Genomic DNA, 21,515 nt, shown 5'->3' with positions numbered 1-21,515 from the left:
GGGAGGGTCGATGCCGAGGGAAAAGCAGGACACTTTGTTCGTCGGCTCGCTCGACAAGGGATTGCGGGTGCTGAGCCTGTTCAACGAGCACCACACGGTGCTGGGGCTGACCGAAATCGCCGAGCTCACCGGCCTCGACAAGAGCGCGGCACAGCGGCTGACCAACACGCTGCACAAGACCGGCTACCTCAACAAGGACCCGGAATCGCGGCGCTACAGTCCCTCGATCAAGTTCCTGGAACTGGGCAACGCCTATCAGTGGGCGGACCCCCTGGTGCAGCTCGCCATGCCCAAGGCGATCGAGCTCGGCCGCTCGCTCGGCGAGCGGGTCAACGTCGCCCGGCTCGCCGGCCAGGAGATCGTCTACGTGATCCGCATCCCGACCCAGCTGACCGCCTTCGGGGCGATGGTCGCCGGCCGGCGCCTGTCGGCGCTGACCACATCGAGCGGACGCGCGATGATCGCGCGGCTGAGCGAGGAGGAGCGCAAGGTGGCCGTTGCGACCTGGCCGATCAAGCCGCTGACGCCGAAGACGACGACGGACCGGGCCAAGATCGCCGAGGCCATCGAGGAGGCCGTCGCCTATGGCTACGGGCTGACCCACAGCGAGAACATCATGAACGAGATCGGCATCGCCGCGCCGATCATGTCCGGCGACGGCCGGCCGGTCGCCACCGTGCAATGCTCCGTGTCGAGCCTGAAATGGAGCGTGGAACGGGTGCGCAGGGAACTGGCGCCGCACCTGATCGAGGTGGCCAACTCGATCCACCTGCCGCGCGGTGCCTGAGGCTTCACGCCCCCTTTAGCCGGCGAACCGGTCGAAGAGATCCGGCGGGCCGACCTGGCCGCCCTTGAGCAGCACCCGCATGCCGTCGAGCGGCGTGCCGGGCGCATGGCCGCGGCAGACGGCAACGCCGGAGCCGGCGCGCGCCTCGAAGGAAAGGCTGTCGAAGCCGAGCCGGCGCACCACCGCCCCCGACGTGTCGCCGCCGGCAACCGCCAGCGCGGCGACCGGCTGCAGCGTCAGGATCCGCGCGGCAAGCTCCGCAAGGCTCTCCGACAGGGCATCGGGCGCCAGGCCGTAATCCGCATCCGGATCGAGATGGGCGAGCACGTTGGTGCCGGCGGCGAGCATCTGCGCGCACCGCGCCGCGAACAGCTCCCGCCCCTCCCCTGCGATATCTTGCGCACCGAGCGGAAGGCGCGTGTAGCGCGATGCGGCCGCGACCTGGGCCGCCGTCGCCGCAGAACGGCTGCCGGCAAGCGCAAGGCGTGGCCCCGCGACCGGGGCGAGCGCGGGCGACGCGGCTCCGGTTTCGGCTGCCGTGCCCGCCACCGCTTCGGCAACACCGCTGGCGCCGACCAGCAGCAGCGGCCGGCCGTGGGTTTCCAGCAGCGACAGGGCAAGGCCCAACATCTCAATATCCGTATCGTCGACCGCATCGACCAGCACGCGGCGCCCGCCGCCCTCGGCCATGGCCGCCAGAACGGCGGCGGCATCCGCCATCTCGGGCCGCGCCAGCAACGCCAGATCGCCGAGCCCCTGTGCCGCCAGATGCCGGCGCAGGTCCGCCTCGCCCATCGGCGTGACCGGATGGCGGCTCATCACCGGGTGGCGGTCGATGCGATGCACCGCACCGTCGGGCGCACGCGCGAACAGCGTGCCGAACAGGCAGAAGCGCTGCAGGCTGGGCTGGCCGCCAAGGATGACTGTGAGGGCCGGCGACAGCTCCTCCTCCAGCACGGCGACGGCCGCGCCGACATTGCCCACATGCGGGGCGGAATCGAAGGTGGAGCAGATCTTGTAATGCACGAAACGGGGCAGGCGAGCCCGCACCATCGCCATCAGGGCGCGCAGGCGGGGCTCGACCTCAGACGGCGCGCAGGCGCGAAAGTCGGTGGCGATGCCGACGGCCGGAAATACCCCTCGCCCGCGCGGCGTTTCGGGCAGGCGGGCAAGGCCCGGCCCCTCGACGCACAGGCGCGCGGCGATGCCGGCCTCGGCCAGCGTCGCAAGCGTGTCGGACGCGCCGGTGAAGTCGTCTCCGATGAAGACGTAGCCGCTCATCGTGCTAACCGGCCTTCTTCCCGAAGAAGGACAGCGCGCCGGCAAGCTCCGGCCGCGAGGCGGCTGCCTGTTCGAGATCCTCGTTGGCGGCCACCGCTTCCCACGCCTGGCGCAGGCTGGCGACGCCGGCTGCCGGGCCCGAAGGATGGGCGAGGATGCCCCCGCCGGCCATGAACAGGAAGTCGCTGGACCCGGCCGCACGCGCGGTGACCGGCAGGGTGCCGGCCCACTGGCCGGAGGAAAAGGCGGGCATCACCGCATCCGAGGCATCCGGCGCATCAAGGGCGAGCGGCTGCAGGCAGCGGCGGGCCGCCTCCTCGACTTCGCCAGGTGCGTCGGAGAACTTGCCGCCGATGCCATGCACATGCATGTGGTCGACGCCGGCAAGGCGGTAGAGCGCCTGATAGGCATCGAAGCCGATGCCGAGCAGCGGATGACGGGCGAAGGCGCCGTAACCGTTGCGATGGCCGTGCACGACGAGCGGCGTCGAGCGGCGCAGCGTCTGCATTGCCGACAGCCCGCACCAGTTGAGGCTGGCCATGACGCAGGAGCCGCCCTCGCGCTCCACCAGGTCCGCATGGCGGCGCATGGCGTCGAGCTCGTCGGTGATGTTGAAGGCGATCATGACAGTGCGGCCGGTGCGCTCGCGATAGGCGCGCACCTTTGCCATCACCGCGCGGACGCGCTCCTCGAGCGGCGCATGGACCGGATCGGCGCAGATCTCGTCGTCCTTGACGAAGTCGACGCCGGCCTCGCACAGATCCGCGACCAGTGCGGCGATCTCCTGCGCGCTGAGGCCGACATTCGGCTTGATGATGGTGCCGAAGAGCGGCCGGCCGGAGACGCCGAGCGCGGACCGGGTGCCCGCGACGCCGTGCCGGGGCATGTCGAAGCGGGTGCGATAGGCCTGCGGCAGGGCGACATCGACGAGACGCAGCCCCGTCACCTCGCCGAGATCGTAGAGATTGCCGGCGACCGTCGCGGCAAGCGTCGGCAGGTTGGCGCCGACATTGGCGAGCGGATAGGCGATGCGGACCCGCGCGCGCCGCCAGGGGCCGGGCGTGCCCTGCCGCTCGAGCCAGGCGCTGGCAAGGCTCGGGGCGCTGGCCGGCTCCAGCTCTTCCACGGAGAGAACCTCGGCGCCGGCGCGGGCGCGCAGCTCGTCGCTCTCGCCGGCAACGCGCACGAAGGTGCCGCAGCTCTGCTCGCCCGCCATGATCGCCGCGACCTTTTCCGGCGCGAGCGGCGTCTCGACCAGATAGGTCGCCTCGACGCTGTCGGGTTTCAGGGGGATCGCCCGCATCGCGCGCCTCAGATCGAGGAGAGGTCGGGGAAGGGGCGGACCGGATCGCTGCCGTCCCAGCCGTCGGAGGCGGTGCGGATCAGGTCGAACATGCGACCCTTCGGCCCCATCACCTCGGACAGCTCGATCACCGTGCCGGGATGGGCTTCGCGGTCGAAATAGGCGAAGCGGCCGTTGGCGCCGACCTTGCCGCTCATTTTCACGCGGAAGCCTTCGGCCTCCATGCGGGCGAGATCGGCATCGTAGTCCTGCGTCCAGTAGGCGACGTGCTGCAGCCCGCGATGGCCGGCGAGACGGAAGTCGCGATACATCGACGGGGCGTCGTTGCGGGTCTGGATCAGCTCGACCTGCACCGGGCCGCTATTGGCCAGCGCGACGGAATTGTGGACCTCGTAGGACTGGCCGTCATAGCGGTAGTCCTCGATCGGCACCTTCGGATTGTAGTACCACGGGCCGACGCCCATGACCTTGTACCAATGCTCCATCGCCGCTTCGATGTCGTCGACAACGTAGCCGAGCTGGCGGATTGCACCGAGAAACCTGCTCATGAAGAACCCTATTGCGAGAGAAGTCGGGGAAGCCACGTCGACACCGCCGGCACGGCCGAGACGACCAGCAGCGACAGCGCGAGGGGCAGGAAGAAGGGCAGCACGCCGCGAATGACCGAGTGGACCGGCATCCTGGCGACGATGGAGACCATGTAGAGGCTCATGCCGATGGGCGGCGTCAGCAACCCGATCATCAGGTTGAGCACGAAGACGATGCCGAGCTGCAGCGGGTCGACGCCGGCCTGGTGCAGCGCCGGAGCGACGATGGGCGCGATGATCAGGATCGCCGCGATGGATTCCAGGAACATGCCGACGACGAGCAGCAGCACGTTGACCAGCAGCAGCAGCACCAGCGGATTGTCGGAAAGGCCCAGCAGCACCTGGCCGGCCATAGCCGGAACCTGATCGAGCGTCAGCACCCAGGCGAAGACGGCCGCCGTCGACACGATGAAGAGGATGCCGGCGGTCGCCTCCACCGTTTCGCGCAGGCTCTCCCACACAGCCCTGAAGGTCAGCGTGCGGTAGACGAGGAAGCCGATGGCCAGCGCATAGGCGACCGTGACGCCGGCGACTTCGGTCGGGCCGAAATAGCCGCTGAGCAACCCGCCGATCAGGATCACCGGGGCGACCAGCGCCGGCAGCGAAATCACCGCCTTGCGGGCGACGGCGGAAAGCGACGGGCTGACCGTGTCGCGCGGCAGGTTGTAGATGCGCGCCATGACGGCGACCTGCACCATCAGGAAGAGCGTGATCAGCAGCGCCGGCACGATGCCGGCGACCAGCAGCTGCACCGCCGAGACATTGGTGACGCTGGCATAGATGATCAGAGGGATGGAGGGCGGGAAGATCGGCCCGATGGTGGCCGCGGCGATGGTGATGCCGGCGGCGAAATCGCGGCGGTAACCCTGCGCCGACATCTGGTCGATCTGGATCTTGCCGAGCGCGCCGATATCGGCGAGCGCGGCGCCCGAGACGCCGGAGAAGATCAGGCTGACGAGGATCGACACCTGCGCGACCGCGCCGCGGATGCGGCCGACGACGAGGCGTACCAGGTCGAAGATGTGGGTGGTGACGCCCATCGCGTTGAGGAGGCTCGCCGCCAGGATGAACAGCGGCACGGCCAGCAGCGGTGTGGAATCGAGCGCGTTGATGCCGCGCTGCGCGAGCACATGCACCGGCAGGTCGAAGCCGACGATGGCCACCGCCGAGGCAAGGCCGAGGGCGACGGCGATCGGCGCGCCGAGCAGCAGCGCGGCGGCGAAGACGAGAAGAAGCACGAGGCTCATGGCAGGGCCTGATCGGAACCGGGGGGCGTCTCGCCGCGAAGCAGGGCGAGCAGACGGGCAAGGGTGACCAGCGCCAGCAGCACCATCGCGACGATGGCGGGCGCGTAGAACACCCAGTTGGGAATGCCGAGGGTCGGGGTGGCGAACTTCCACGCCCGGCCGAGGAAACGGTAGAGCCCGTAGAGAAAGAAGAGCGAGAAGGCGAGCACGCAGAGCTCGACCAGCACCCCGGTCCAGCGACGGGCGGGTGCCGGCAGCGACATCGGCACCAGCTCCACCGCCACGTGCCGGCCCTGCAGCGCCAGCAAGGGCACGCAGAGGAAGACGAGCGCGACGCCGCAGAAGCGGGCGAGCTCGTCCGCCCAGGGCATGCCGAGATCGAGAAGGTTGCGGCCGAGCACCTGGCCGACCACCAGCACGCTCATCGCCGCCAGCAACAGAACGGCGAGGGTGCGGCAGATTTCCGCCGCACCTGCAAGGAGCCTGCCGCCCGGCGGGACGGATTCAGTCGTGCCGGTCATGGCCGCACCTCTCGCTCATTGGTCGGGCGATCAGGAGATCGCCCGGATCTTCTCGTAGAGGGCACCGTATTTTTCGCCGAAGCGCTCGTCGACGACCTTGCTGACCGAGGCGCGGAAGGCCGCGACGTCGAGACCGTCCTCGGGGCCGATCACCGTCATGCCGGCATCGCGCAGCGCCTGTGTGTCCTTGGCCTCGTTGTCCTGGATCGCCTTGGTGGCGCGCTCGCGGATCTCCAGCGCGGCGGCGGCAACCGCCTCCTTCTGGGCCGGCGACAGGGCCTGCCAGGAGTCTTCGTTCATCACGACGACCTCGGCATTGGACATGTGGCCGGTCAGCATGAGATGGGACTGTACGTCGTACAGCTTGACGTTGAGGATGACGTTGACCGGGTTCTCCTGGCCGGCGACGACGCCGGTGGCGAGCGCGGTCGGGACTTCCGACCAGTCGACCGGGACGGGGGCTGCGCCCATGCCCTCGATGGCGGCCTGGTAGATCGGGAAGGGCACGGCGCGGATCTTCTCGCCGGCAAGGTCGGCCGGCTTGTAGACCGCCTTGTTGGCGGTGAGATTGCGGCGGCCGAAATAGTGGGCGTAGATCACGCGGACATTGGCCGCCTGGATCAGGCCCTGGTTGAGCTCCTGCATCACCGGCGAGTTGATGTCCATCACCTTCATCAGGTGGTCGACGTCCCGGTAGAGATAGGGCGTGTCGAGCGCGGCGAAGGGCTCGTAGAGCGAGCCGATGCCGCCGGCGGTGTTGTGCGAGAAGGCGATGGTGCCGAGCGAGACCGCCTCGGCCAGCTCCTGCAGCTTGCCGAGCTGCGAGGAGGGATAGACCTGCACGGCGATGTCGCCGCCCGAATGCTTGCCCACCGCTTCCGCGAACCAGTCGGCCTGGGCGCCGGCGACGCTGGCCGGCTCGTTGTTGTGGCCGTAGCGCAGGGTGACGGACTGGGCGCGGGCTAAGCCCGGCGCCATGGCGAAGGCACCCGCGCCGAGACCGAGCGCAAGGGCGCCGCGCCGCGTGAGGGAAAACTGTCTGGTCATTGCATCCTCCCAAGATGGTTCCATGGCCCGGATTGTCCGGAAGCTCATGAGGTATTTTGACGGGCCCGCACACGCAGAGACCGCCGAAATCCGTTCCTCTTGACAAAAGGCTACGAAGCCGTGAGCATCACGTCAAACATCAAATATTGAGGTATTTTGAGGTGCCCTCAGGAGAAACCCAGATTCCGTCCATGGCGGATCTGGCCGAGGCGGCCGGGGTGTCGCTGGCAACAGTCGACCGGGTGCTGAACCGCCGCAAGGGCGTCAAGGACCGCACGGTCGCCCGGGTGCTCGCGGCGGCGGTGGAGCTCGGCTACATGAGCGCGGAGGAGCGCGAGAAGCTCGGCGGCCAGCGCCCGCCGAACGTCGCCTTCCTGCTGCCGATGGGCAGCAACCCCTATCTGCGCCTGCTCGGCGACAAGGTGCGGGGCGTCGCCGACACCCAGACCCGCGATGCCTCGCCCCTGCGCTGCTTCTTCATCGAGAGCTTCGACGCCGGCGCGCTGGCCGCAGCGCTGCGCCACCACGCCCGCTGGGCCGACGGCATCGCCTTCATGGCCATCGACCACCCCTTGGTGCGCGAGGCCGCCGAAGAGGTGAGCGCGGCCGGCACCCGGCTCGTCACCATCGTCTCCGACCTGCCCCACCCGGCGCGCGAGGCCTATGTCGGGCTCGACAACCAGGCGGCCGGGCGCACCGCCGCGCTGCTGCTCGGCCGGTTCTGCGGCGCGCGCGAGGGCAGCGTCGCTCTGGTCGCCGGCAGCCGCACCTACCGCGCCCACGCGGAACGCGAGATGGGGTTTCTCGGCCTGCTGGAGGAAGCCTATCCCGATCTCAGGATCGTCGGCATGCGCGAGGGCCACGACGACCGCAACGAGAACTACAACCACACCCGCTCGCTGCTGGAGCAGAACCCGGATCTCGTCGGCATCTACAATGTCGGCGGCTCGTCCGACGGCATCGCGAGGGCGCTGGCCGAACAGGGCGCGGGCGACAGGGTCGTCTTCATCGGCCACGGCCTGACCGCCGACACCCGCCGCCTGCTGATCGAGGGCACGATGGACGCGGTGATCAATTCCGATCCGGATCAGGTGATCGGCGAGACGCTGGCCCGCTTCGCCCAGCCGGCCGGGACCGCGGGACTGCGCCCGCCGCTCAAGATGGACCTGATCTTCCGTGAGAACATTCCCTCGCAATACCTTTAACCAGCTAATTTAGTTCCCGATTGAAGGCCCTGCGACGGCACGCAAACTTTCCGCTACGTCGCCGGAACCAAACCGCATCCTTGAGCGTTCTTCTGCCGACATCGCCTTTTTTGACAGGTCTGTGGCCGCACCCCGGTCCCCCTCCCGTCCGGCGACGAGAAGAACTGCACGCCGCGCAAGCGGCCGTACAAGGAGTGTGAACATGGGTATCGAGGTGGGGGGCCTGCTCGGCCTCATCATTCTGGTTCTGGATGTCTATGCCATCGTCAAGATCATCGGGTCGGGCGCCTCGACGGCCGCCAAGGTGATCTGGATCCTGCTGATCCTGTTCCTGCCGGTCCTCGGCTTCCTGGCATGGCTCGTGGCCGGTCCTTCGCGACCGGCAACCGTTTGACGCACCCGTTCGCCAGCCCCGCAACGACCGCATCAGTAAAAAGTCCGGGGTCGGACGGAACCAATTCCGACCCCGCGCGTTTACGGTGCGGAGCTGAAGAAGGATTTGCTGCCAATGCTAAATTATAGCGAGAAGTCCCTGAGAAAAGAGCCGCCTAACGCCTCTGACGGAGATGTGCACTCTCGCATCAGCAATCAGCTGCAAACCTACTACAACGAGGTGCTGACCCAGCCTCTGCCCCAAAGGTTCGAGGATCTGCTGAAAAAACTTGATGACGAAAGCGGTTCCGAGGGGGAGGCCCGGTAATGAGCGAGCACAGCCTCGAGCTGAAAAACGAGATGGTGGCTTGCATCCCGAGCCTGCGCGCCTTCGCCGCGTCGCTGGTGGGCATGGGCGACCGCGCCGACGATCTGGTCCAGGAAGCCCTGATGAAGGCGTGGACCAATCTCGGCCGCTTCGAGCCCGGCACCAACATGAAGGCCTGGCTGTTCACCATCCTGCGCAACACGCTCTACTCGACCCATCGCAAGCGCAAGCGCGAGGTGCAGGACGTGGACGGCCGCTACTCCGCGACGCTCGCCGCGCACCCGAATCAGACGGGTCACCTCGACCTCGATGACTTCTGCCGCGCCCTCGACCAGCTCCCCGACGACCAGCGCGAAGCGCTGATCCTCATTGGCGCCTCTGGCTTTTCTTATGAAGAAGCTGCTGAAATTTGCGGCTGCGCCATCGGCACGGTAAAAAGTCGCGTCAACCGCGCCCGTTCGCGGCTGGCCGACATCATGGGAACAGAGTCGACGAGCGAGTTCGGACCGGATCGAGCCGTGGAAGCTGTCCTCGCCCTTTCTCCCGGTTCGACGGTGAAGATCAGTGCCATGGAGTAAACTGCCGCCCAACAGCACCCGGCTTGATCGAAGGCTGTTCGCCCATATCGCGGCAGCCCTCATTCCCCTCGCCGCTCTCGCCTTCCTGCTGTCCTATTCCGATCTCGAAAGACGTTCCCAGGAGGAGCACAAGCGCTTCCTGGATTATGCCCGCCTGATCGGACAGTCCAGCGCGAAGGTGATTGCGCGTGCTGAAGGTTATGCCAGCGCCCTCAACTCCCTCGACCCTCAGGTCCTGGGAGATTGTCGGCGTGTATTCGCCTCCATGCGCGAGGACCTGATCGAGGCCACCGAGCTTTCGATCTATCGGGGCGAGATCCCGATGTGCAACATCGGCCTCGACGAGGACGGCACGGTGAACGAGCGCCCTGTCGGCGCCCCCAACGAAGCCGTCACCGGCCCCGCCGCCAAGACGATCACCGTCTCGCGGACCAACGAGGCGACCGGAACCCGCATCGATATCGGCCTGCGCCCGCAGACGCTGCTGATCGCCCCGATCACGGCGACGGCGGCGACCAATATCGGCTTCGCGCTGGTCGACAAGAGCAGCGCCGTCCTCGCCTCCCACGTCTATGAAGAGACGGACATCGGCAGCTTCCTGCAGATCGTCGGCGAGACGCGCGCGGACGGGGCGGACTTTTCCGAAAGCGACCGCGGCTGGTTCGTCGGCTCCAGCACCCTGCCCGGCACCGACTACCGGGTGGTCACGGCCAGCCGCTCGTCCGAACACCGGCTGGAACTGTGGCTGACGGTGCTGCGCGCCCTGCTGCCGCCGCTGATCCTGCTGGCGGTGGTCTTCGTGGTGCTGCGCTACGGCATCCAGCGCTTCCTGCTCCGCTATCTCAGCCACATCTACTCCACCTTCCGCCAATACGGCACGGGCAACACCCGGGCGCGCGTCGGCCAGCTGGCATCGGCACCGCCGGAGATCGACCTCCTCGGCGTCACCTTCGACATGATGGCCGACCGGATCGAGCGGCGTACGCACGACACCGAGGCCGCGCTCGCCGAGCAGCGCCGGCTCAGCCGCGAGCTGCACCATCGCATCAAGAACACCCTGCAGATGATCATCAGCCTGGTGAGCATGCAGCGGCGCGATGCGACGGGTCCGCGCGAGAAGGCCGCGCTCAGGGTGACGCTGGAGCGGATCCTGGCGATCGCCGCCGCCTATCGCGTGTCCTACGCCTCGACCGAGGGCACCAATGTCGCACTCACCGCCCTGGTGCACGAGGTGGTGGAAGGCCTGCGCGGGCCGGCGATGCTGCCGCAGGGACGGGTGCGGATCCAGACGAATGCCGGCGCCAACGCGGCGGAAATCGATCTCGACCGGGCGATCCCGCTCGCCTTCATCCTGGCCGAGCTGCTGCCGCCACGCTTCGATTGCCTGCTGCCGGGAGAGGTCGTGTCCATCGAGCTGAGCGGGGCCGAACGCATCGCTATGGTGATTTCCGGCGCCAGCCAGATCAACGACACGCTCGACGGGAACGAGACCGGCGCCCCGACCTCGCTGCGCTCGCGTCTTGTGCATGCCTATCTGCACCAGCTGGACGCGACCTGCGGCATGGAAGACGCCATCGCCCGCCTGGAGATCCCCCTCCATCCGATCCCTCCGGCGCAGACCTCCGCATCCATGCACTGAAGGCTACCCCTCGCCTCTCCGGCCCTCTTCGAAACACCGACCGATCTTGCTGCAGCCGACAGGAGCGATCCTGTCGGCTTTTTGCGTTGCCGGAGCCAACGGATGGGGGGGGGGCGTAACGGGGGGAGCAGGCGGAACGGGGTTAGCGGGCTGAGCAAGAAAGCTCCCCTACCCCTGCCCCGAACGCGCGGCCATTGCCGCCACAAAAAAAGGCGCCGCGGGGGTTGAGACCCCGCGGCGCAACAGGCAGGCGGACAGACGAGGGAGGAGTGAGCAGGCCGCCTGCGTCGACGGTCGATCGGCTGCTATCAGACCGTCGGAGGACGACGACCGCTGATCAGGCCGTAGACCAGCGAAATCACGAAGAGAATGATCGCCACGACGAAGATCAGCTTGGCGATACCCATGGCCGTGCCGGCGATTCCGCCGAAACCCAGCACCGCCGCGATCAGCGCGACAACAAGGAAGGTCAGAGCCCAACCGAACATGATATTTCTCCTTTGAACAGCTTCCCGGTTGCCGCAATACAGTCTGCGAAACCGGTACTCATGTCCCATGCGGCGACAAGAACGGGTCGATTACTGCAACAACCCCACCTGCCTTAAGTTTGCACCATCGTGCATGGTCATGAAGTCAACCCACCAGCGGCGAATTTGTTCAATCTGCACTGAACTTTTTTTGAAGAAAACGTGCTGCCCCGCAGGAACATTGGGATTCTGACGCTTCTGAAAGCTCTCCGCGAGCAGCGAGAACACGGGGCCCCTGCACGAGAGTCCGGTGCAACGGCCTGGATGGAAGGGCGAGCACAGGGGGCGGAAGGTCGACATCAGGATCGAGAGCCAGGCCTCAGGACGCATCGCCGCGAACTTTCTTCCGCGTTTTTTCGTTCCCCGCCGCCCGCCCGGGCCTCCGGACCAGGGGGCAAGGCCGGCCCTCGGGACCGCGGGTGAGTTTTTTCGAAATTTTTTCCGGTGCGTTTTTCCGGCCCGTTTTTCTGGCCCGTTCCGGGCACCCCGGTAGCGAAAAGGCCTCCCCCTACACGCGCGGTATACGCGCGCGCGTTCTTCTTGAGGCTTGCGGCCCGAACCGCCGCGACAGCGCCTGGGGACCAGGTGGGACGGACACGGGCCCGGACAGGGACGCGGACAGAAAAGCACATGCGAAATCGAAAAATCGGAAACGCGGCCGGAACCTTTCTCCGGCGAGCGGGTTCTTCTGTCGTGACCAAGACGAAACCTGAGCCGAACCCAAGATCGGCACGAAGGTGGAGGTCACGAGACAACAAATCAGGAGACTAAAGACATGATCCGCACGCTTCTGACGACGACCGCTCTTGCCGCCGCTCTGACCACCGGCGCCCTCGCTCAGGACCAGAAACTGAACGAAGACACCGGCATGACCCCGGCGGCTCCCGAGATGAACGCGACGCAGCCGGCTCCGGCTGGTGACGCGGCCGCCCCGACCACCGCTCCGAGCATGGACGCTGCTCCCAGCATGGAAGCTCCGGCAACCACCGGCGACACCGCCGCCGCCCCTGCCGTCGAAGAGCGCGACATTCTGGCCGAGGTCGGCGTGACCACCGCCGAGGAGCTGATCGGCAGCACCGTCTACAGCGCTGACGACAGCGACATCGGCGAGGTTTCCGATGTGGTCGTCGCGGCCGACGGCAAGATCGAGGCCATGGTTGTCGACGTTGGCGGCTTCCTGGGCATCGGTGCCAAGCCGGTCGCCGTGGAGCTCTCCTCGCTGGAGGTCCGTCGCGACGAGAACGGTGATGCCCGCATCTACACCACGCAGACCCAGGAGACCCTGGAAGCGATGCCGGAGTTCTCTGCCGACTCCGTGACCCCGGTCGAGTAATCGATCGACACAGGCAGTCAAGGGAGGTGCCGGCGCAGTCGGCGCCTCCTTTGCCCGTTCCCCTCCTTTGCCTGCTCCCGTAATGCGAGGGTGCGGGCTTGTCTTCCGAGAAGGAGACTTTCATGCCGAATACCGCCGACACCAAGTCCGCTGCCGCTGCTGCCAAGGCTGCCCGCGCCGAGGACGAAGCCGCGACCATCCAGGAGAACATCGACCGTCTGCGCGGCGATATCTCGTCCCTGGCCAAGTCGATCTCGCGCTACGGCACCGAGAAGACCGGCGAATATACCGAGCGCGCCAGCAAGGCCGGCAAGGACATCGCCGACGTGTCGCAGCAGACGCTCGACAGCCTCACCGAGGAGCTGAACCGCCTCGAGCAGTCGCTGACCTCCCATGTCCGCCGCAAGCCGCTGCAGTCGCTCGGCATCGCAGCCGGCATCGGCTTCCTGATCGCCCTGCTGTCGCGGCGTTGACCGCGATGTTGCGTCTTGCCCCTATCCTGGCATCGATGCTCTCGGTGGACCTCGGCGCAGCCCTGCGCCGAGCCCGCCGCTCGGCCCTGTTCTGGGCGCTGGCCGGACTGTTCGCCTTCGCCGCCTATGCAGCGGCGCTCGTCGCCGCCGGCCTGGCACTGGCGGCGCACTATCCGCCGGCGACCGCCGCGCTGATGGTCTGCCTGTCGCAGGTGGGTCTCGCCGCCCTGGCGCTTCTCGGCCTTGCGATCAGCAATGCGGTCGAACGCCGGCGCCAGCGCAAGAACGACAGCCAGCGCACGCTGGCGACCACGGCGATGATCGCCGCAGCTTTGCCGATGCTGCAGTCGCGCAAGGGCATGGCGGTGGCAGCGGTTGCCGGTCTCGCCGTGCTGATGGCGCTGCGCCGCGGCGGGGATGAGCAGGAGTGATCCGAACCGTCGGGGGAAGGAGTTTCCGGCGAAGAAACGTCAGACGGAGGAGCCGACCGGCTCGTCCGCCTCGCCCTCGGGCAGCTCCATGAGCTCCCGCAGCCGTGCCCGCGCCCGGTGGACGCGGCTTTTCAGCGTGCCGGTGGCGCAGCCGCAGATCTCGGCCGCCTCCTCATAGGAAAAGCCGGAGGCGCCGACGAGCACGATCGCCTCGCGCTGGTCGCTCGGCAGGGCATCGAGCGCGCTTCGGAATTCGGTCATGGCGATGGAGGCGTGCTGGCTGGGTTGGACCGACAGCTGCAAGGCAAGCTTTTCGTCCTCGTCCTCGACCTCGCGGGAGGACTTGCGCAGCAGGCTGTAGAAGCAATTGCGCAGGATACGGAACAGCCAGGCCCGCATGTTGGTGTCGGCAATGAAGCTCTGACGCGCCTTCCAGGCGTTGAGGATCGTGTCCTGAACCAGATCGTCGGCCAGATCCGCGCGTCCGCACAGCGAGACGGCAAAGGCGCGCAAGGCAGGAAGCTGAGCCAGCATCTCGCGCTTGAAGTCGGCCGAAGATGGCGCGCTCGTCATTTATCGGATTTCTCCGAGGCTGCCTTTTCCGCCTCGTCGAGCTGTTCCAGCAGATCGAGGAACCGTCCCGGCGTCCCCTCTTCCTGTATCGTGTCGTAGAGCTCGCGCAGGCGCTGCGTGATATATTCCTGGCTTGCGGCGTTCTCCGCGTCGGCGACGGCGGAGCGACCCGTCACCGTCTTCCTGGTTCCATTCATCCGAAAACACCCGGTTCATCCAATTCGCCCCACAGTATAACGGGCAATGAAAAAAAATGGTGCCGGGCAGGGAACTTTTCTCCGCAAGCCACGTTAGACTGGTGTTGAGCGCCCGGACGGGCAGACAGGGAGTTCCACATGCCACTTTCGCAACGTATTGCGCCCCACCTCCCCTACTTGCGTCGATACGCAAGAGCGGTGACCGGGTCGCAGCAGTCTGGCGACGCCTATGTCGCCACCACGCTGGAGGCGCTGATAGCCGACGTCTCCTCCTTCCCGGAAACCGGAAGCGACCGGGTATCCCTGTACAAGGTCTTCGCGGCCGTCTTCGGATCGGTCCAGATGGACATTCCGAACCTCGATTCGCCCTTCGCCTGGGAACGCCGGGCAACGGCGAACCTGGCCATGCTCCCCTCCCCGGAGCGGCAGGCGTTTCTCCTGACATCGGTGGAAGGTTTCGCGCCGGAGGAAACCGCGCAGATCCTCGACGTGCCGGTGGACGAGGTCGAGGTGCTGCTGTCGGACGCAGCCCGCAACATCTCCCAGCAGATCGCCACGGACATCCTCATCATCGAGGACGAGCCGCTGATCGCCATGGATATCGAGCATATCGTCACGGAGCTGGGTCACCGGGTCTGCGGCGTCGCCCGCACCCACAAGGAAGCGGTCGAATTGTTCACGCGCAAGAAGCCGCGGATGATTCTCGCCGACATCCAGCTGGCCGACGGCAGCTCGGGCATCGATGCGGTGAACGACATTCTGAAGAGCGAGCCGATGCCGGCGATCTTCATCACCGCCTTCCCGGAGCGTCTGCTCACGGGCGAGCGTCCGGAGCCGGCCTTCCTGATCACCAAGCCGTTCAATCCCGACATGGTGCGGGCGCTGATCAGCCAGGCCCTGTTCTTCGACCAGACCGTCGAAGCGGCGGCCTGATTGGTCTTGTCTCCCGTCCAGAACCGGCCCCGCGCCACCTCATCGGTGGCGCGGGGCATTTCATGCGGGACGCCGGAAACTTACGAACGGCTCAGCCAGTCGTCGACCTCACGCTGGGCGTTCTCTTCGGCAACGCCGTAGCGCTCCTGGATCTTGCCGACCAGCTGCTTGCGGTTGCCGGCGATCACGTCCATGTCGTCGCCGGTGAGGTGTCCCCAGCGCTCCTGGACCTTGCCCTTGAATTGTTCCCAGTTGCCTTCGATCTGGTTCCAGTTCATGAAACTCTCCTTGTACTTCGATGCGAGCCGACCTCGCATCAGATGAACCCCTGTTCGGGAAAAAGGTTCCCGCGCAGACACTGAGAACGTGCCGTTTCCGCGGGGGCCGCAGCGGGACGGAGCGCAGGCGAGGCTGCGCAAGCGAAGGACTCGGCACGATGGAAAAATGACGTGATCCGGCTCCTGCCTCCGAGCATTCTGCTAGTCGTCGCCCTGGCCGGCGCCGGCATGACCAGCGTCGTCTACCGTGCGGAAAACGCCGCCGACCGGATCCGTTTCGAAACCATCGCGCAGGCCGCGGCCGACCGCGTCGGCAACCGCGTGCGCCAGCACATCGCCCTGCTCGTCTCCACCCACGCCTTCTTCGCCGCCACCGACGAGGAAGTCTCGCGCGACGCGCTGGCCCGCTTCACCGCCTCGCTCGGCCTGGAGAAGGACTACGAGGGCATCCGCGGCATCGGCTATGCCCGGCTGATCCGCACCGGCGAGGAGGCCGGGACCGAGCGCGACATCGCCGAAGCCTACGGCATCGACCGGGTGGTCTGGCCGGACACCGAGATGGAGCGGCGCACGCCCATCGTCCTGCTGGAGCCGCCGGACGAGATGAACCGGGCGGCGCTCGGCTTCGACATGTTCAGCGATGCGCGCCGTCGCGAGGCGATGCTGGCGGCGCTGGACAGCGGCGCTCCGCGCGCCAGCGCGCCGGTGGAGCTCGCCCAGGAGATCACCGAGGACAAGCAGGCCGGCTTCCTGGTCTACATCCCCTTTCGCCCGCAGGCGGACGGGCCGGTCGCCGGCTTCGTCTATTCGCCCTTTCGCGCCGGCGACCTGCACGATGCCGCCCTTGGCGGCTCTGACCGCCTGCCTCTGACCTTCCAGACCCTAGACACGACCGGCGAGGAGGCGATCCCGCTGTTCCGCTCGCCGGGCTATGGCGAGAGCGACGCCTACAAGAACCTGAAGACCCAGAGCGTGCTGGATGTCGCCGGACGCCGGTGGACGTTCAGCGTCCACGCCACGCCGGAGTTCCGTGGCCGGGTCCAGCATCTCTACTCCATCGTGACCGGCGCGACCTCGCTGCTGCTGGCGCTGGCGCTGGCCATGTCGACGCGCTTCCAGATCAAGTCGGTACGGGCGGCCCGGGCGCTGCACGCCGCCTCGCAGAAGGCGGTGCAGGAGAAGGACCTGATGCTTCAGGAGATGAAGCACCGGATCAAGAACTCCATCGCCCGGGTGCTGGCCATCGCCCGCCAGACCGCCGCCAGTTCGGACACGATCGACGAGTTCTCCCAGTCCTTCTCCGCGCGCCTGCACGCCATGGCGAACGCCCAGGACATGCTGACCCGCTCGCACTGGCGCCAGGCGGACCTGCGCGAGCTGCTGGCAACCGAACTGAAGCAGGTGCTGGGGTCGGACTACGACGAGCGGATCGACGGGCCGAAGGTGCTGCTCGACGAACGCACCACCCAGGCGCTCGGCCTGACCTTCCACGAACTGGCGACCAATGCGCTGAAATACGGCGGCATCTCCTTCGGCGAGGGCGACCTGCGCATTTCCTGGACGGTTACCGGCCGGCGCAAGCATCGCGAATTGCAGCTCAGCTGGGTGGAGACCTCGTCGGGGCCGATCGACACCTCCGGTCCGATCCCCACCTCCGGCTTCGGCACGCGGCTGATCGACGCCAATATCCGCGGCGAACTGGGCGGCCAGCTGGAGCGCGAGCTGCGGCCCGACGGGATGAGCGTGCGCATGGTGATCCCGCTCGCCGACACCTGAGCGGCCCGGCCGGCCGACGTCTCCATAGGTTTCGATCGCGCGCCGTCATCGCCGCAGGGAACCTTTTTGCCGGCTGTCACGTTGAAGATGGGAGGTCGTCTGCTGCTGTTGTCGGGACAGCGATGCCGGCCCCACCGACGCCCCGCCGCGAGCGCGGCGCACGGTCGCGCAACCCGGGGGATGGAGACGATCTTGTCAGCGATGGATTGGGAAACGGTGCTGGCCAATGCGGCGCGCCTTGCGGTGGTCGTGATCGGCCTTCTGGCCGTCATTCTTGCCATCGACCACGCCCAGATGATCCTCGCGCCGATTTTCCTTGCCGTGGTCATCGGGCTGATGTTCGGCCCGCTCTCCGACACGATCGAGCAGTTCGGCATTCCCACCTGGATCTCGGCGCTCGGCGTCGTCGCAGCCTTTCTGAGCCTGATCGCGATGACCGCGACGGCCTTTGCCGTTCCCCTTTCCGACTGGATGGACAAGCTGCCGGACATCTGGGAGAAGCTGCAATCGCAGCTGACCAGCTGGCAGGGCGTCATCGCCTCCTTCGGCGGCATGCAGGAGGAGCTGCGCTCCGCGCTCGGCCAGACGACGGGCATGAAGGTGGAGGTGGACGACACCTCGGCGGTGGAGAGCGTCGCCTATTTCGCCCCGGCGCTGATGGCGCAGATCGTGCTGTTTCTCGCCAGCATGTATTTCTTCATCGCCACGCGGAAGCAGTTCCGCGAGGCGGTGCTCGCCTTCTGCCCGACCTCGGCGCTGCGCGCCACCACACGGCGCATCTTCGAGGATGTCGAGGTGCGCGTGTCGCGCTACCTGCTGTCGATCACCGCCGTGAACATCATCCTCGGACTGGCCGTGTCGCTGGCCCTGTGGGCGCTCGGCGTACCCTCGCCAATGCTGTGGGGTCTGCTCGCCGGGGTGCTGAACTACGTGATCTATATCGGCCCGGCGGTGATGGCCCTGCTGCTGACCGGCGTCGGCCTTGCCACCTCGGACACGACCTTCGGCATCCTGGCGCCGCCGCTGGTCTACCTGTTCCTCAACCTGATGGAAGCGCAGTTCCTGACCCCGGCGGTGCTCGGCCGCACCATGACGCTGAACCCGTTCGTGGTGCTGCTGGCCATCGCATTGTGGATCTGGCTATGGGGGCCGGTCGGCGGCTTCATCGCCGTGCCCTGCCTGCTGATCCTCGACACGGTGCTGACCAACCTGTTGCCGCTGAGCGAGGTGACCGAGGCGTCCCAGAGCGAAGCCTCGCCGATCGGACTGGCCGTGCCGCCCGCCTCCGGCGCCCCGGCTCAGGCCCCGTCGGCGCCCTCGGGCAGCGTGTAGGTCGTCACGAACTGGCCCTCCAGCCGGTGCACAGCGATGGGAATGTCGTAGATCGCCGTCAGGTTGGCGCCGGTCATCACCTCGCCGGCGCTGCCGTGGCACAGCACCCGCCCCTGTTTCATGCCGATGATCCGGTCGGAGAAGTTTCCCGCGATGTTGATGTCGTGGAGGACGACCACCACCGCCTTTCCGAAGCGGCGCGAGGCATCGCGCAGCAAGTGCATCATCGACACCGCATGGCGGATGTCGAGGCTGGCGAGCGGCTCGTCGAACAGCATGTAGTCCGTGTCCTGCGCCAGCACCATGGCGACATAGGCGCGCTGGCGCTGGCCGCCGGAGAGTTCATCCAGAAAGCGGTCGGCGATGGGCTCGAGCCCGAGATAGGAAAGCGCCCGGCCGATCATCGCATGGTCCGCCTCCCCCAACCTCCCGCGCGAATGCGGATAGCGGCCGAAGGCGACGAGATCGCGCACGGTGAGCCGGGCGGCAATGCTGTTGTCCTGCTTGAGGACCGAGAGCCGGCGCGACAGCGCTTCGCCCGCAGTGGTGGCGACATCCAGCCCATCGACGGTGACCGTGCCGCGGTCGGCGGCGAGCAGCCGCGCGATCAGACCGAGCAGCGTCGACTTGCCCGCCCCGTTCGGGCCGATGATGCCGGTGAGCCCGCCGCGCGGGATGGTCAGGCTGACGCCGTCGACGACGACATGTCCTTCATAGGCCTTGGTCAGTCCCTCGATCTCGATCAACGCGCCATTCCCCTCAGCAGCATGACGATGAACAGAATGCCGCCGATGAACTCGGTGACGATGCCGACCGCCGAGCCGAAGCCCAGCAGCTGCTCCAGCACGAGCTGGCCGCCGGCCAGCAGCAGGATGCCGATGAGCGCCGCCCCGGCCAGCACATGCGCATGGCGGAAGCCCGGCACCAAGAGATAGGCGACATTGGCGACCAGGAGGCCGAAGAAGCTGACCGGCTCGAAGCCGTTGAGCGGGCCGACAAGGGCGGTGGCGACGGCGACCTGCAGCGAGACGAGGATCAGGATCAGCGAGATGGTGCGCCGGTAGTCGAGCCCCAGGTTGATCGCCTGGTCGCGGCCGAGCAGCAGCACGTCGAGTCGGTCGCGCATTCGCCACAGCACCAGCGACACGGCGACGATCACCAGCGTGGCAACGACCAGAAGGTCCGGCGCGACGCCGTTGAAGCTGGCGAAGAGCCGGTCCTGCAACACCACGAATTCGTTCGGATCGATGACCCGCTGCAGCAGCACCATGGTGCCGCGGAACAGCAGGCCGAAGACGACACCGACCAGCAGCAGCACCTGCAGGCCCCGCCGCGCGCCGAGGAACAGCCAGCGATAGAGCGCCAGCGAGAAGGCGAGCGTCGCCAGCGTTTCCACCGCGAAGAGCAGCCGGGTGTCGATGCTGGCCAGCCGCGCCGAGCCGAGGAAGAAGACGAAGCACGTCTGCAGCAGCGCATAGAGCGCATCGAAGCCCATGATCGACGGGGTGAGGATGCGGTTGCCGGCAATCGTCTGGAAGATCACCGTCGAGATGGCGATGGCGCTCGCCACCACGCAGATCGCCAGCAGCTTGCGCCCGCGAAAGGCCAGCGCGAACTCCCAGTTGCCCTTGACCCCGACGGTCATGAAGGCGACCGCCACAACGAGAACCGCCAGCGCCAGCAGGGACAGGACCACGGCGGGCCGGCGCAAGCTGTCCTTGAGGCCGCCGCGAAAAAGCGCGGCCGGGAGAGCGCGATCATGCGGCACGGGAGGGACGTCCAAGCAGGAGGTAGAGGAAGACGAGGCTGCCGAGCACGCCGAACACGGTGCCGGCCGGGATCTCGTAGGGCGCGACGATGAGGCGGCCAGCAATGTCGCAGGCGAGCACCAGGCCGGCGCCGCAGATCGCCATCCATGGCAGCGAGCGGCGCAGGTTGTCGCCCATGGCGAGGCTGACGAGATTGGGCACCACCAGCCCGAGGAAGGGAATCGAGCCGACCGTCGTCACCACCAGCGCCGAGATGAGCGAGACGATGACGAGGCCGACAATGAGCGTGCGCCCGTGGTCGAGGCCGAGATTGCGGCTCATGTCGCGCCCGAGCCCGGCGATGGTGAAGCGGTCCGCGGCGAGATAGGCAAGGACGCTCAAGGCGAGCGTCAGCCACAACAGTTCGTAGCGGCCGGCGATCACCACCGAGAAATCGCCGTTGCGCCAGGCGCCGAGAGACTGGATCAGCCCGTAGTGATGGGCGATGTAGGCGGTGAGCGAGCCGATGATGCCGCCGAACATGATGCCGGTGAGCGGCACCAGGAGCGGCGAGCCGGGCGGGATCGCACGCAGAAGGCGCAGGAACAGCGCCGTGCCGGCGCAGGCGAAGCCGGCGGCGACCAGCGACTTCACCACCACCGGGGCACCCGGAAAGAACAGCAGCATCACCAGCATGCCGAGGCCGGCCGCCTCCGTGGTGCCGGCGGTGGTCGGCTCGACGAAACGGTTGCGCGTCAGCATCTGCATGATGACGCCGGCAATCGCCAGGCACGAGCCGGCGAGCATCAGGGCGGCGGTGCGCGGCAGCCGGCTCTCGAGAAGCGCGACCAGCGCCGCCTCCCGCGTTGCCGGATCGAGCAGCCGGCCGGGGGTGAGGTCGGCAACGCCGACGAAGAGGCTCAACACCGCCAGCGCCAGCAGGGCGAGCAGCCCCGCGGCAAGCCCTCCCGCAGCCGGGCCGTTCGGGGAGCCGGAACGTCGTATCGCCATGTCAGGTG

General features: G+C 67.3%; 26 protein-coding genes. 12 read left to right on the top strand and 14 right to left on the bottom strand.

Annotated features, from left to right (window positions below):
- Positions 1 to 10 precede the first annotated feature (10 nt).
- Positions 11 to 787 carry an IclR family transcriptional regulator gene (locus BBX35_RS10745; RefSeq protein WP_067219637.1) on the top strand — a complete coding sequence of 259 codons (777 nt, stop codon included), beginning with the start codon at positions 11 to 13 and terminating at the stop codon, positions 785 to 787.
- Between the two features lie 15 nt (positions 788 to 802).
- Here BBX35_RS10745 and BBX35_RS10740 read toward each other — a convergent pair whose 3' ends face one another.
- From BBX35_RS10740 to BBX35_RS10715, 6 genes are read right to left on the bottom strand one after another with little or no spacing between them, the layout of a single operon-like run.
- Positions 803 to 2,068 carry a four-carbon acid sugar kinase family protein gene (locus BBX35_RS10740; protein ID WP_067219635.1) on the bottom strand — a complete coding sequence of 422 codons (1,266 nt, stop codon included), beginning with the start codon at positions 2,066 to 2,068 and terminating at the stop codon, positions 803 to 805.
- Between the two features lie 4 nt (positions 2,069 to 2,072).
- Positions 2,073 to 3,371: a ribulose-bisphosphate carboxylase large subunit family protein gene (locus tag BBX35_RS10735; RefSeq protein ID WP_067219632.1), complete on the bottom strand. Its 1,299-nt coding sequence runs from the start codon at positions 3,369 to 3,371 to the stop codon at positions 2,073 to 2,075.
- Between the two features lie 8 nt (positions 3,372 to 3,379).
- On the bottom strand, positions 3,380 to 3,919 hold the full coding sequence (locus BBX35_RS10730; protein WP_067219629.1) for a VOC family protein: 540 nt from the start codon (positions 3,917 to 3,919) through the stop codon (positions 3,380 to 3,382).
- A gap of 8 nt (positions 3,920 to 3,927) precedes the next feature.
- Positions 3,928 to 5,205, bottom strand: coding sequence for a TRAP transporter large permease (locus BBX35_RS10725; RefSeq protein ID WP_067219626.1), 1,278 nt, complete (start codon positions 5,203 to 5,205; stop codon positions 3,928 to 3,930).
- The gene (locus tag BBX35_RS10720; RefSeq protein ID WP_067219624.1) at positions 5,202 to 5,726 is read right to left on the bottom strand and encodes a TRAP transporter small permease; all 525 of its coding nucleotides are present in this window, start codon (positions 5,724 to 5,726) and stop codon (positions 5,202 to 5,204) included. Before BBX35_RS10720 ends, BBX35_RS10725 begins: the two co-directional genes overlap by 4 nt.
- A gap of 30 nt (positions 5,727 to 5,756) precedes the next feature.
- Entirely contained in the window at positions 5,757 to 6,773 is a 1,017-nt protein-coding gene (locus tag BBX35_RS10715; protein WP_067219622.1) for a TRAP transporter substrate-binding protein, read from the bottom strand.
- 191 nt (positions 6,774 to 6,964) lie between these two features.
- Here BBX35_RS10715 and BBX35_RS10710 point away from each other — a divergent pair, with 191 nt between their 5' ends.
- The 5 genes from BBX35_RS10710 to BBX35_RS10690 all read left to right on the top strand — a co-directional run bounded on the left by BBX35_RS10710 (position 6,965) and on the right by BBX35_RS10690 (position 10,895).
- On the top strand, positions 6,965 to 7,978 hold the full coding sequence (locus BBX35_RS10710; protein ID WP_067219620.1) for a LacI family DNA-binding transcriptional regulator: 1,014 nt from the start codon (positions 6,965 to 6,967) through the stop codon (positions 7,976 to 7,978).
- Between the two features lie 202 nt (positions 7,979 to 8,180).
- The gene (locus BBX35_RS10705) at positions 8,181 to 8,372 is read left to right on the top strand and encodes a PLD nuclease N-terminal domain-containing protein (RefSeq protein ID WP_067219617.1); all 192 of its coding nucleotides are present in this window, start codon (positions 8,181 to 8,183) and stop codon (positions 8,370 to 8,372) included.
- A gap of 114 nt (positions 8,373 to 8,486) precedes the next feature.
- The gene (locus BBX35_RS24090) at positions 8,487 to 8,678 is read left to right on the top strand and encodes a NepR family anti-sigma factor (protein WP_067219615.1); all 192 of its coding nucleotides are present in this window, start codon (positions 8,487 to 8,489) and stop codon (positions 8,676 to 8,678) included.
- The gene (locus BBX35_RS10695; protein WP_067219613.1) at positions 8,678 to 9,256 is read left to right on the top strand and encodes a sigma-70 family RNA polymerase sigma factor; all 579 of its coding nucleotides are present in this window, start codon (positions 8,678 to 8,680) and stop codon (positions 9,254 to 9,256) included. The genes BBX35_RS24090 and BBX35_RS10695 overlap by 1 nt, the downstream gene beginning before the upstream one ends.
- Positions 9,243 to 10,895 (top strand): sensor histidine kinase, encoded by a 1,653-nt coding sequence (locus tag BBX35_RS10690; protein WP_067219611.1) that lies wholly within the window; start codon positions 9,243 to 9,245, stop codon positions 10,893 to 10,895. Before BBX35_RS10695 ends, BBX35_RS10690 begins: the two co-directional genes overlap by 14 nt.
- A 308-nt stretch (positions 10,896 to 11,203) precedes the next feature.
- Here BBX35_RS10690 and BBX35_RS10685 read toward each other — a convergent pair whose 3' ends face one another.
- Both BBX35_RS10685 and BBX35_RS23655 read right to left on the bottom strand, forming a co-directional pair.
- Complete coding sequence (locus BBX35_RS10685) at positions 11,204 to 11,383, bottom strand: DUF1328 domain-containing protein (RefSeq protein ID WP_067219609.1); 180 nt, start codon at positions 11,381 to 11,383, stop codon at positions 11,204 to 11,206.
- Between the two features lie 90 nt (positions 11,384 to 11,473).
- The gene (locus tag BBX35_RS23655; protein ID WP_171901433.1) at positions 11,474 to 11,650 is read right to left on the bottom strand and encodes a hypothetical protein; all 177 of its coding nucleotides are present in this window, start codon (positions 11,648 to 11,650) and stop codon (positions 11,474 to 11,476) included.
- Positions 11,651 to 12,197: 547 nt separating this feature from the next.
- On the opposite strand from BBX35_RS23655, the gene BBX35_RS10675 reads away from it, so the two are divergent.
- From BBX35_RS10675 to BBX35_RS10665, 3 genes are all read left to right on the top strand, one after another.
- Positions 12,198 to 12,755, top strand: a complete 558-nt coding sequence (locus BBX35_RS10675; RefSeq protein ID WP_067219603.1) for a PRC-barrel domain-containing protein — start codon at positions 12,198 to 12,200, stop codon at positions 12,753 to 12,755.
- A 122-nt stretch (positions 12,756 to 12,877) separates the two neighbouring features.
- Complete coding sequence (locus BBX35_RS10670) at positions 12,878 to 13,228, top strand: ElaB/YgaM/YqjD family protein (protein ID WP_067219601.1); 351 nt, start codon at positions 12,878 to 12,880, stop codon at positions 13,226 to 13,228.
- A gap of 5 nt (positions 13,229 to 13,233) precedes the next feature.
- Entirely contained in the window at positions 13,234 to 13,659 is a 426-nt protein-coding gene (locus BBX35_RS10665) for a hypothetical protein (protein WP_141402587.1), read from the top strand.
- 39 nt (positions 13,660 to 13,698) lie between these two features.
- On the opposite strand, the gene BBX35_RS10660 is transcribed toward BBX35_RS10665, so the two are convergent.
- Together BBX35_RS10660 and BBX35_RS10655 are read right to left on the bottom strand one after the other, a co-directional pair.
- A complete protein-coding gene (locus BBX35_RS10660) occupies positions 13,699 to 14,232 on the bottom strand; it encodes a sigma-70 family RNA polymerase sigma factor (RefSeq protein WP_067219595.1) in 534 nt (177 codons plus the stop codon).
- The gene (locus tag BBX35_RS10655; RefSeq protein WP_067219593.1) at positions 14,229 to 14,429 is read right to left on the bottom strand and encodes a NepR family anti-sigma factor; all 201 of its coding nucleotides are present in this window, start codon (positions 14,427 to 14,429) and stop codon (positions 14,229 to 14,231) included. Before BBX35_RS10655 ends, BBX35_RS10660 begins: the two co-directional genes overlap by 4 nt.
- A 138-nt stretch (positions 14,430 to 14,567) precedes the next feature.
- On the opposite strand from BBX35_RS10655, the gene BBX35_RS10650 reads away from it, so the two are divergent.
- Positions 14,568 to 15,362 (top strand): response regulator, encoded by a 795-nt coding sequence (locus BBX35_RS10650; protein WP_067219590.1) that lies wholly within the window; start codon positions 14,568 to 14,570, stop codon positions 15,360 to 15,362.
- Between the two features lie 80 nt (positions 15,363 to 15,442).
- Here BBX35_RS10650 and BBX35_RS10645 read toward each other — a convergent pair whose 3' ends face one another.
- A complete protein-coding gene (locus BBX35_RS10645) occupies positions 15,443 to 15,640 on the bottom strand; it encodes a CsbD family protein (RefSeq protein WP_067219589.1) in 198 nt (65 codons plus the stop codon).
- Between the two features lie 171 nt (positions 15,641 to 15,811).
- On the opposite strand from BBX35_RS10645, the gene BBX35_RS10640 reads away from it, so the two are divergent.
- The gene (locus BBX35_RS10640; RefSeq protein WP_083206199.1) at positions 15,812 to 17,416 is read left to right on the top strand and encodes a CHASE domain-containing protein; all 1,605 of its coding nucleotides are present in this window, start codon (positions 15,812 to 15,814) and stop codon (positions 17,414 to 17,416) included.
- 201 nt (positions 17,417 to 17,617) lie between these two features.
- Positions 17,618 to 18,748 (top strand): AI-2E family transporter, encoded by a 1,131-nt coding sequence (locus tag BBX35_RS10635; RefSeq protein ID WP_067219586.1) that lies wholly within the window; start codon positions 17,618 to 17,620, stop codon positions 18,746 to 18,748.
- Here BBX35_RS10635 and BBX35_RS10630 read toward each other — a convergent pair.
- Genes BBX35_RS10630 through BBX35_RS10620 form a run of 3 tightly spaced genes read right to left on the bottom strand, consistent with a single transcriptional unit; the run spans position 18,715 to position 21,507 of the window.
- Positions 18,715 to 19,494, bottom strand: coding sequence for an iron ABC transporter ATP-binding protein (locus tag BBX35_RS10630; RefSeq protein ID WP_067219584.1), 780 nt, complete (start codon positions 19,492 to 19,494; stop codon positions 18,715 to 18,717). The genes BBX35_RS10635 and BBX35_RS10630 overlap by 34 nt on opposite strands.
- Positions 19,491 to 20,459 carry an iron chelate uptake ABC transporter family permease subunit gene (locus tag BBX35_RS10625; protein ID WP_067219582.1) on the bottom strand — a complete coding sequence of 323 codons (969 nt, stop codon included), beginning with the start codon at positions 20,457 to 20,459 and terminating at the stop codon, positions 19,491 to 19,493. Before BBX35_RS10625 ends, BBX35_RS10630 begins: the two co-directional genes overlap by 4 nt.
- Positions 20,460 to 20,505: 46 nt before the next feature.
- Positions 20,506 to 21,507 carry an ABC transporter permease gene (locus BBX35_RS10620; RefSeq protein WP_067219579.1) on the bottom strand — a complete coding sequence of 334 codons (1,002 nt, stop codon included), beginning with the start codon at positions 21,505 to 21,507 and terminating at the stop codon, positions 20,506 to 20,508.
- Positions 21,508 to 21,515 lie beyond the last annotated feature (8 nt).

This window comes from Stappia indica (genome assembly GCF_001696535.1).
GTDB lineage: Bacteria > Pseudomonadota > Alphaproteobacteria > Rhizobiales > Stappiaceae > Stappia > Stappia indica.
Note: the sequence above shows the minus strand (reverse complement) of the source record. Positions and strands in the feature narration are given on the sequence as shown.

What these genes read in the sequence shown, in the direction of transcription:
- BBX35_RS10745 (WP_067219637.1), top strand. Translation starts at nt 11, where the DNA reads ATGCCGAGGGAAAAGCAGGACACTTTGTTCGTCGGCTCGCTCGACAAG.
- BBX35_RS10735 (WP_067219632.1), bottom strand. Translation starts at nt 3,371, where the DNA reads ATGCGGGCGATCCCCCTGAAACCCGACAGCGTCGAGGCGACCTATCTG.
- BBX35_RS10650 (WP_067219590.1), top strand. Translation starts at nt 14,568, where the DNA reads ATGCCACTTTCGCAACGTATTGCGCCCCACCTCCCCTACTTGCGTCGA.
- BBX35_RS10665 (WP_141402587.1), top strand. Translation starts at nt 13,234, where the DNA reads ATGTTGCGTCTTGCCCCTATCCTGGCATCGATGCTCTCGGTGGACCTC.
- BBX35_RS10720 (WP_067219624.1), bottom strand. Translation starts at nt 5,726, where the DNA reads ATGACCGGCACGACTGAATCCGTCCCGCCGGGCGGCAGGCTCCTTGCA.
- BBX35_RS24090 (WP_067219615.1), top strand. Translation starts at nt 8,487, where the DNA reads ATGCTAAATTATAGCGAGAAGTCCCTGAGAAAAGAGCCGCCTAACGCC.
- BBX35_RS10705 (WP_067219617.1), top strand. Translation starts at nt 8,181, where the DNA reads ATGGGTATCGAGGTGGGGGGCCTGCTCGGCCTCATCATTCTGGTTCTG.
- BBX35_RS10695 (WP_067219613.1), top strand. Translation starts at nt 8,678, where the DNA reads ATGAGCGAGCACAGCCTCGAGCTGAAAAACGAGATGGTGGCTTGCATC.
- BBX35_RS10730 (WP_067219629.1), bottom strand. Translation starts at nt 3,919, where the DNA reads ATGAGCAGGTTTCTCGGTGCAATCCGCCAGCTCGGCTACGTTGTCGAC.
- BBX35_RS10645 (WP_067219589.1), bottom strand. Translation starts at nt 15,640, where the DNA reads ATGAACTGGAACCAGATCGAAGGCAACTGGGAACAATTCAAGGGCAAG.
- BBX35_RS10675 (WP_067219603.1), top strand. Translation starts at nt 12,198, where the DNA reads ATGATCCGCACGCTTCTGACGACGACCGCTCTTGCCGCCGCTCTGACC.
- BBX35_RS10710 (WP_067219620.1), top strand. Translation starts at nt 6,965, where the DNA reads ATGGCGGATCTGGCCGAGGCGGCCGGGGTGTCGCTGGCAACAGTCGAC.
- BBX35_RS10660 (WP_067219595.1), bottom strand. Translation starts at nt 14,232, where the DNA reads ATGACGAGCGCGCCATCTTCGGCCGACTTCAAGCGCGAGATGCTGGCT.
- BBX35_RS10635 (WP_067219586.1), top strand. Translation starts at nt 17,618, where the DNA reads ATGGATTGGGAAACGGTGCTGGCCAATGCGGCGCGCCTTGCGGTGGTC.
- BBX35_RS10725 (WP_067219626.1), bottom strand. Translation starts at nt 5,205, where the DNA reads ATGAGCCTCGTGCTTCTTCTCGTCTTCGCCGCCGCGCTGCTGCTCGGC.
- BBX35_RS10670 (WP_067219601.1), top strand. Translation starts at nt 12,878, where the DNA reads ATGCCGAATACCGCCGACACCAAGTCCGCTGCCGCTGCTGCCAAGGCT.
- BBX35_RS10655 (WP_067219593.1), bottom strand. Translation starts at nt 14,429, where the DNA reads ATGAATGGAACCAGGAAGACGGTGACGGGTCGCTCCGCCGTCGCCGAC.
- BBX35_RS10715 (WP_067219622.1), bottom strand. Translation starts at nt 6,773, where the DNA reads ATGACCAGACAGTTTTCCCTCACGCGGCGCGGCGCCCTTGCGCTCGGT.
- BBX35_RS10620 (WP_067219579.1), bottom strand. Translation starts at nt 21,507, where the DNA reads ATGGCGATACGACGTTCCGGCTCCCCGAACGGCCCGGCTGCGGGAGGG.
- BBX35_RS10685 (WP_067219609.1), bottom strand. Translation starts at nt 11,383, where the DNA reads ATGTTCGGTTGGGCTCTGACCTTCCTTGTTGTCGCGCTGATCGCGGCG.
- BBX35_RS10740 (WP_067219635.1), bottom strand. Translation starts at nt 2,068, where the DNA reads ATGAGCGGCTACGTCTTCATCGGAGACGACTTCACCGGCGCGTCCGAC.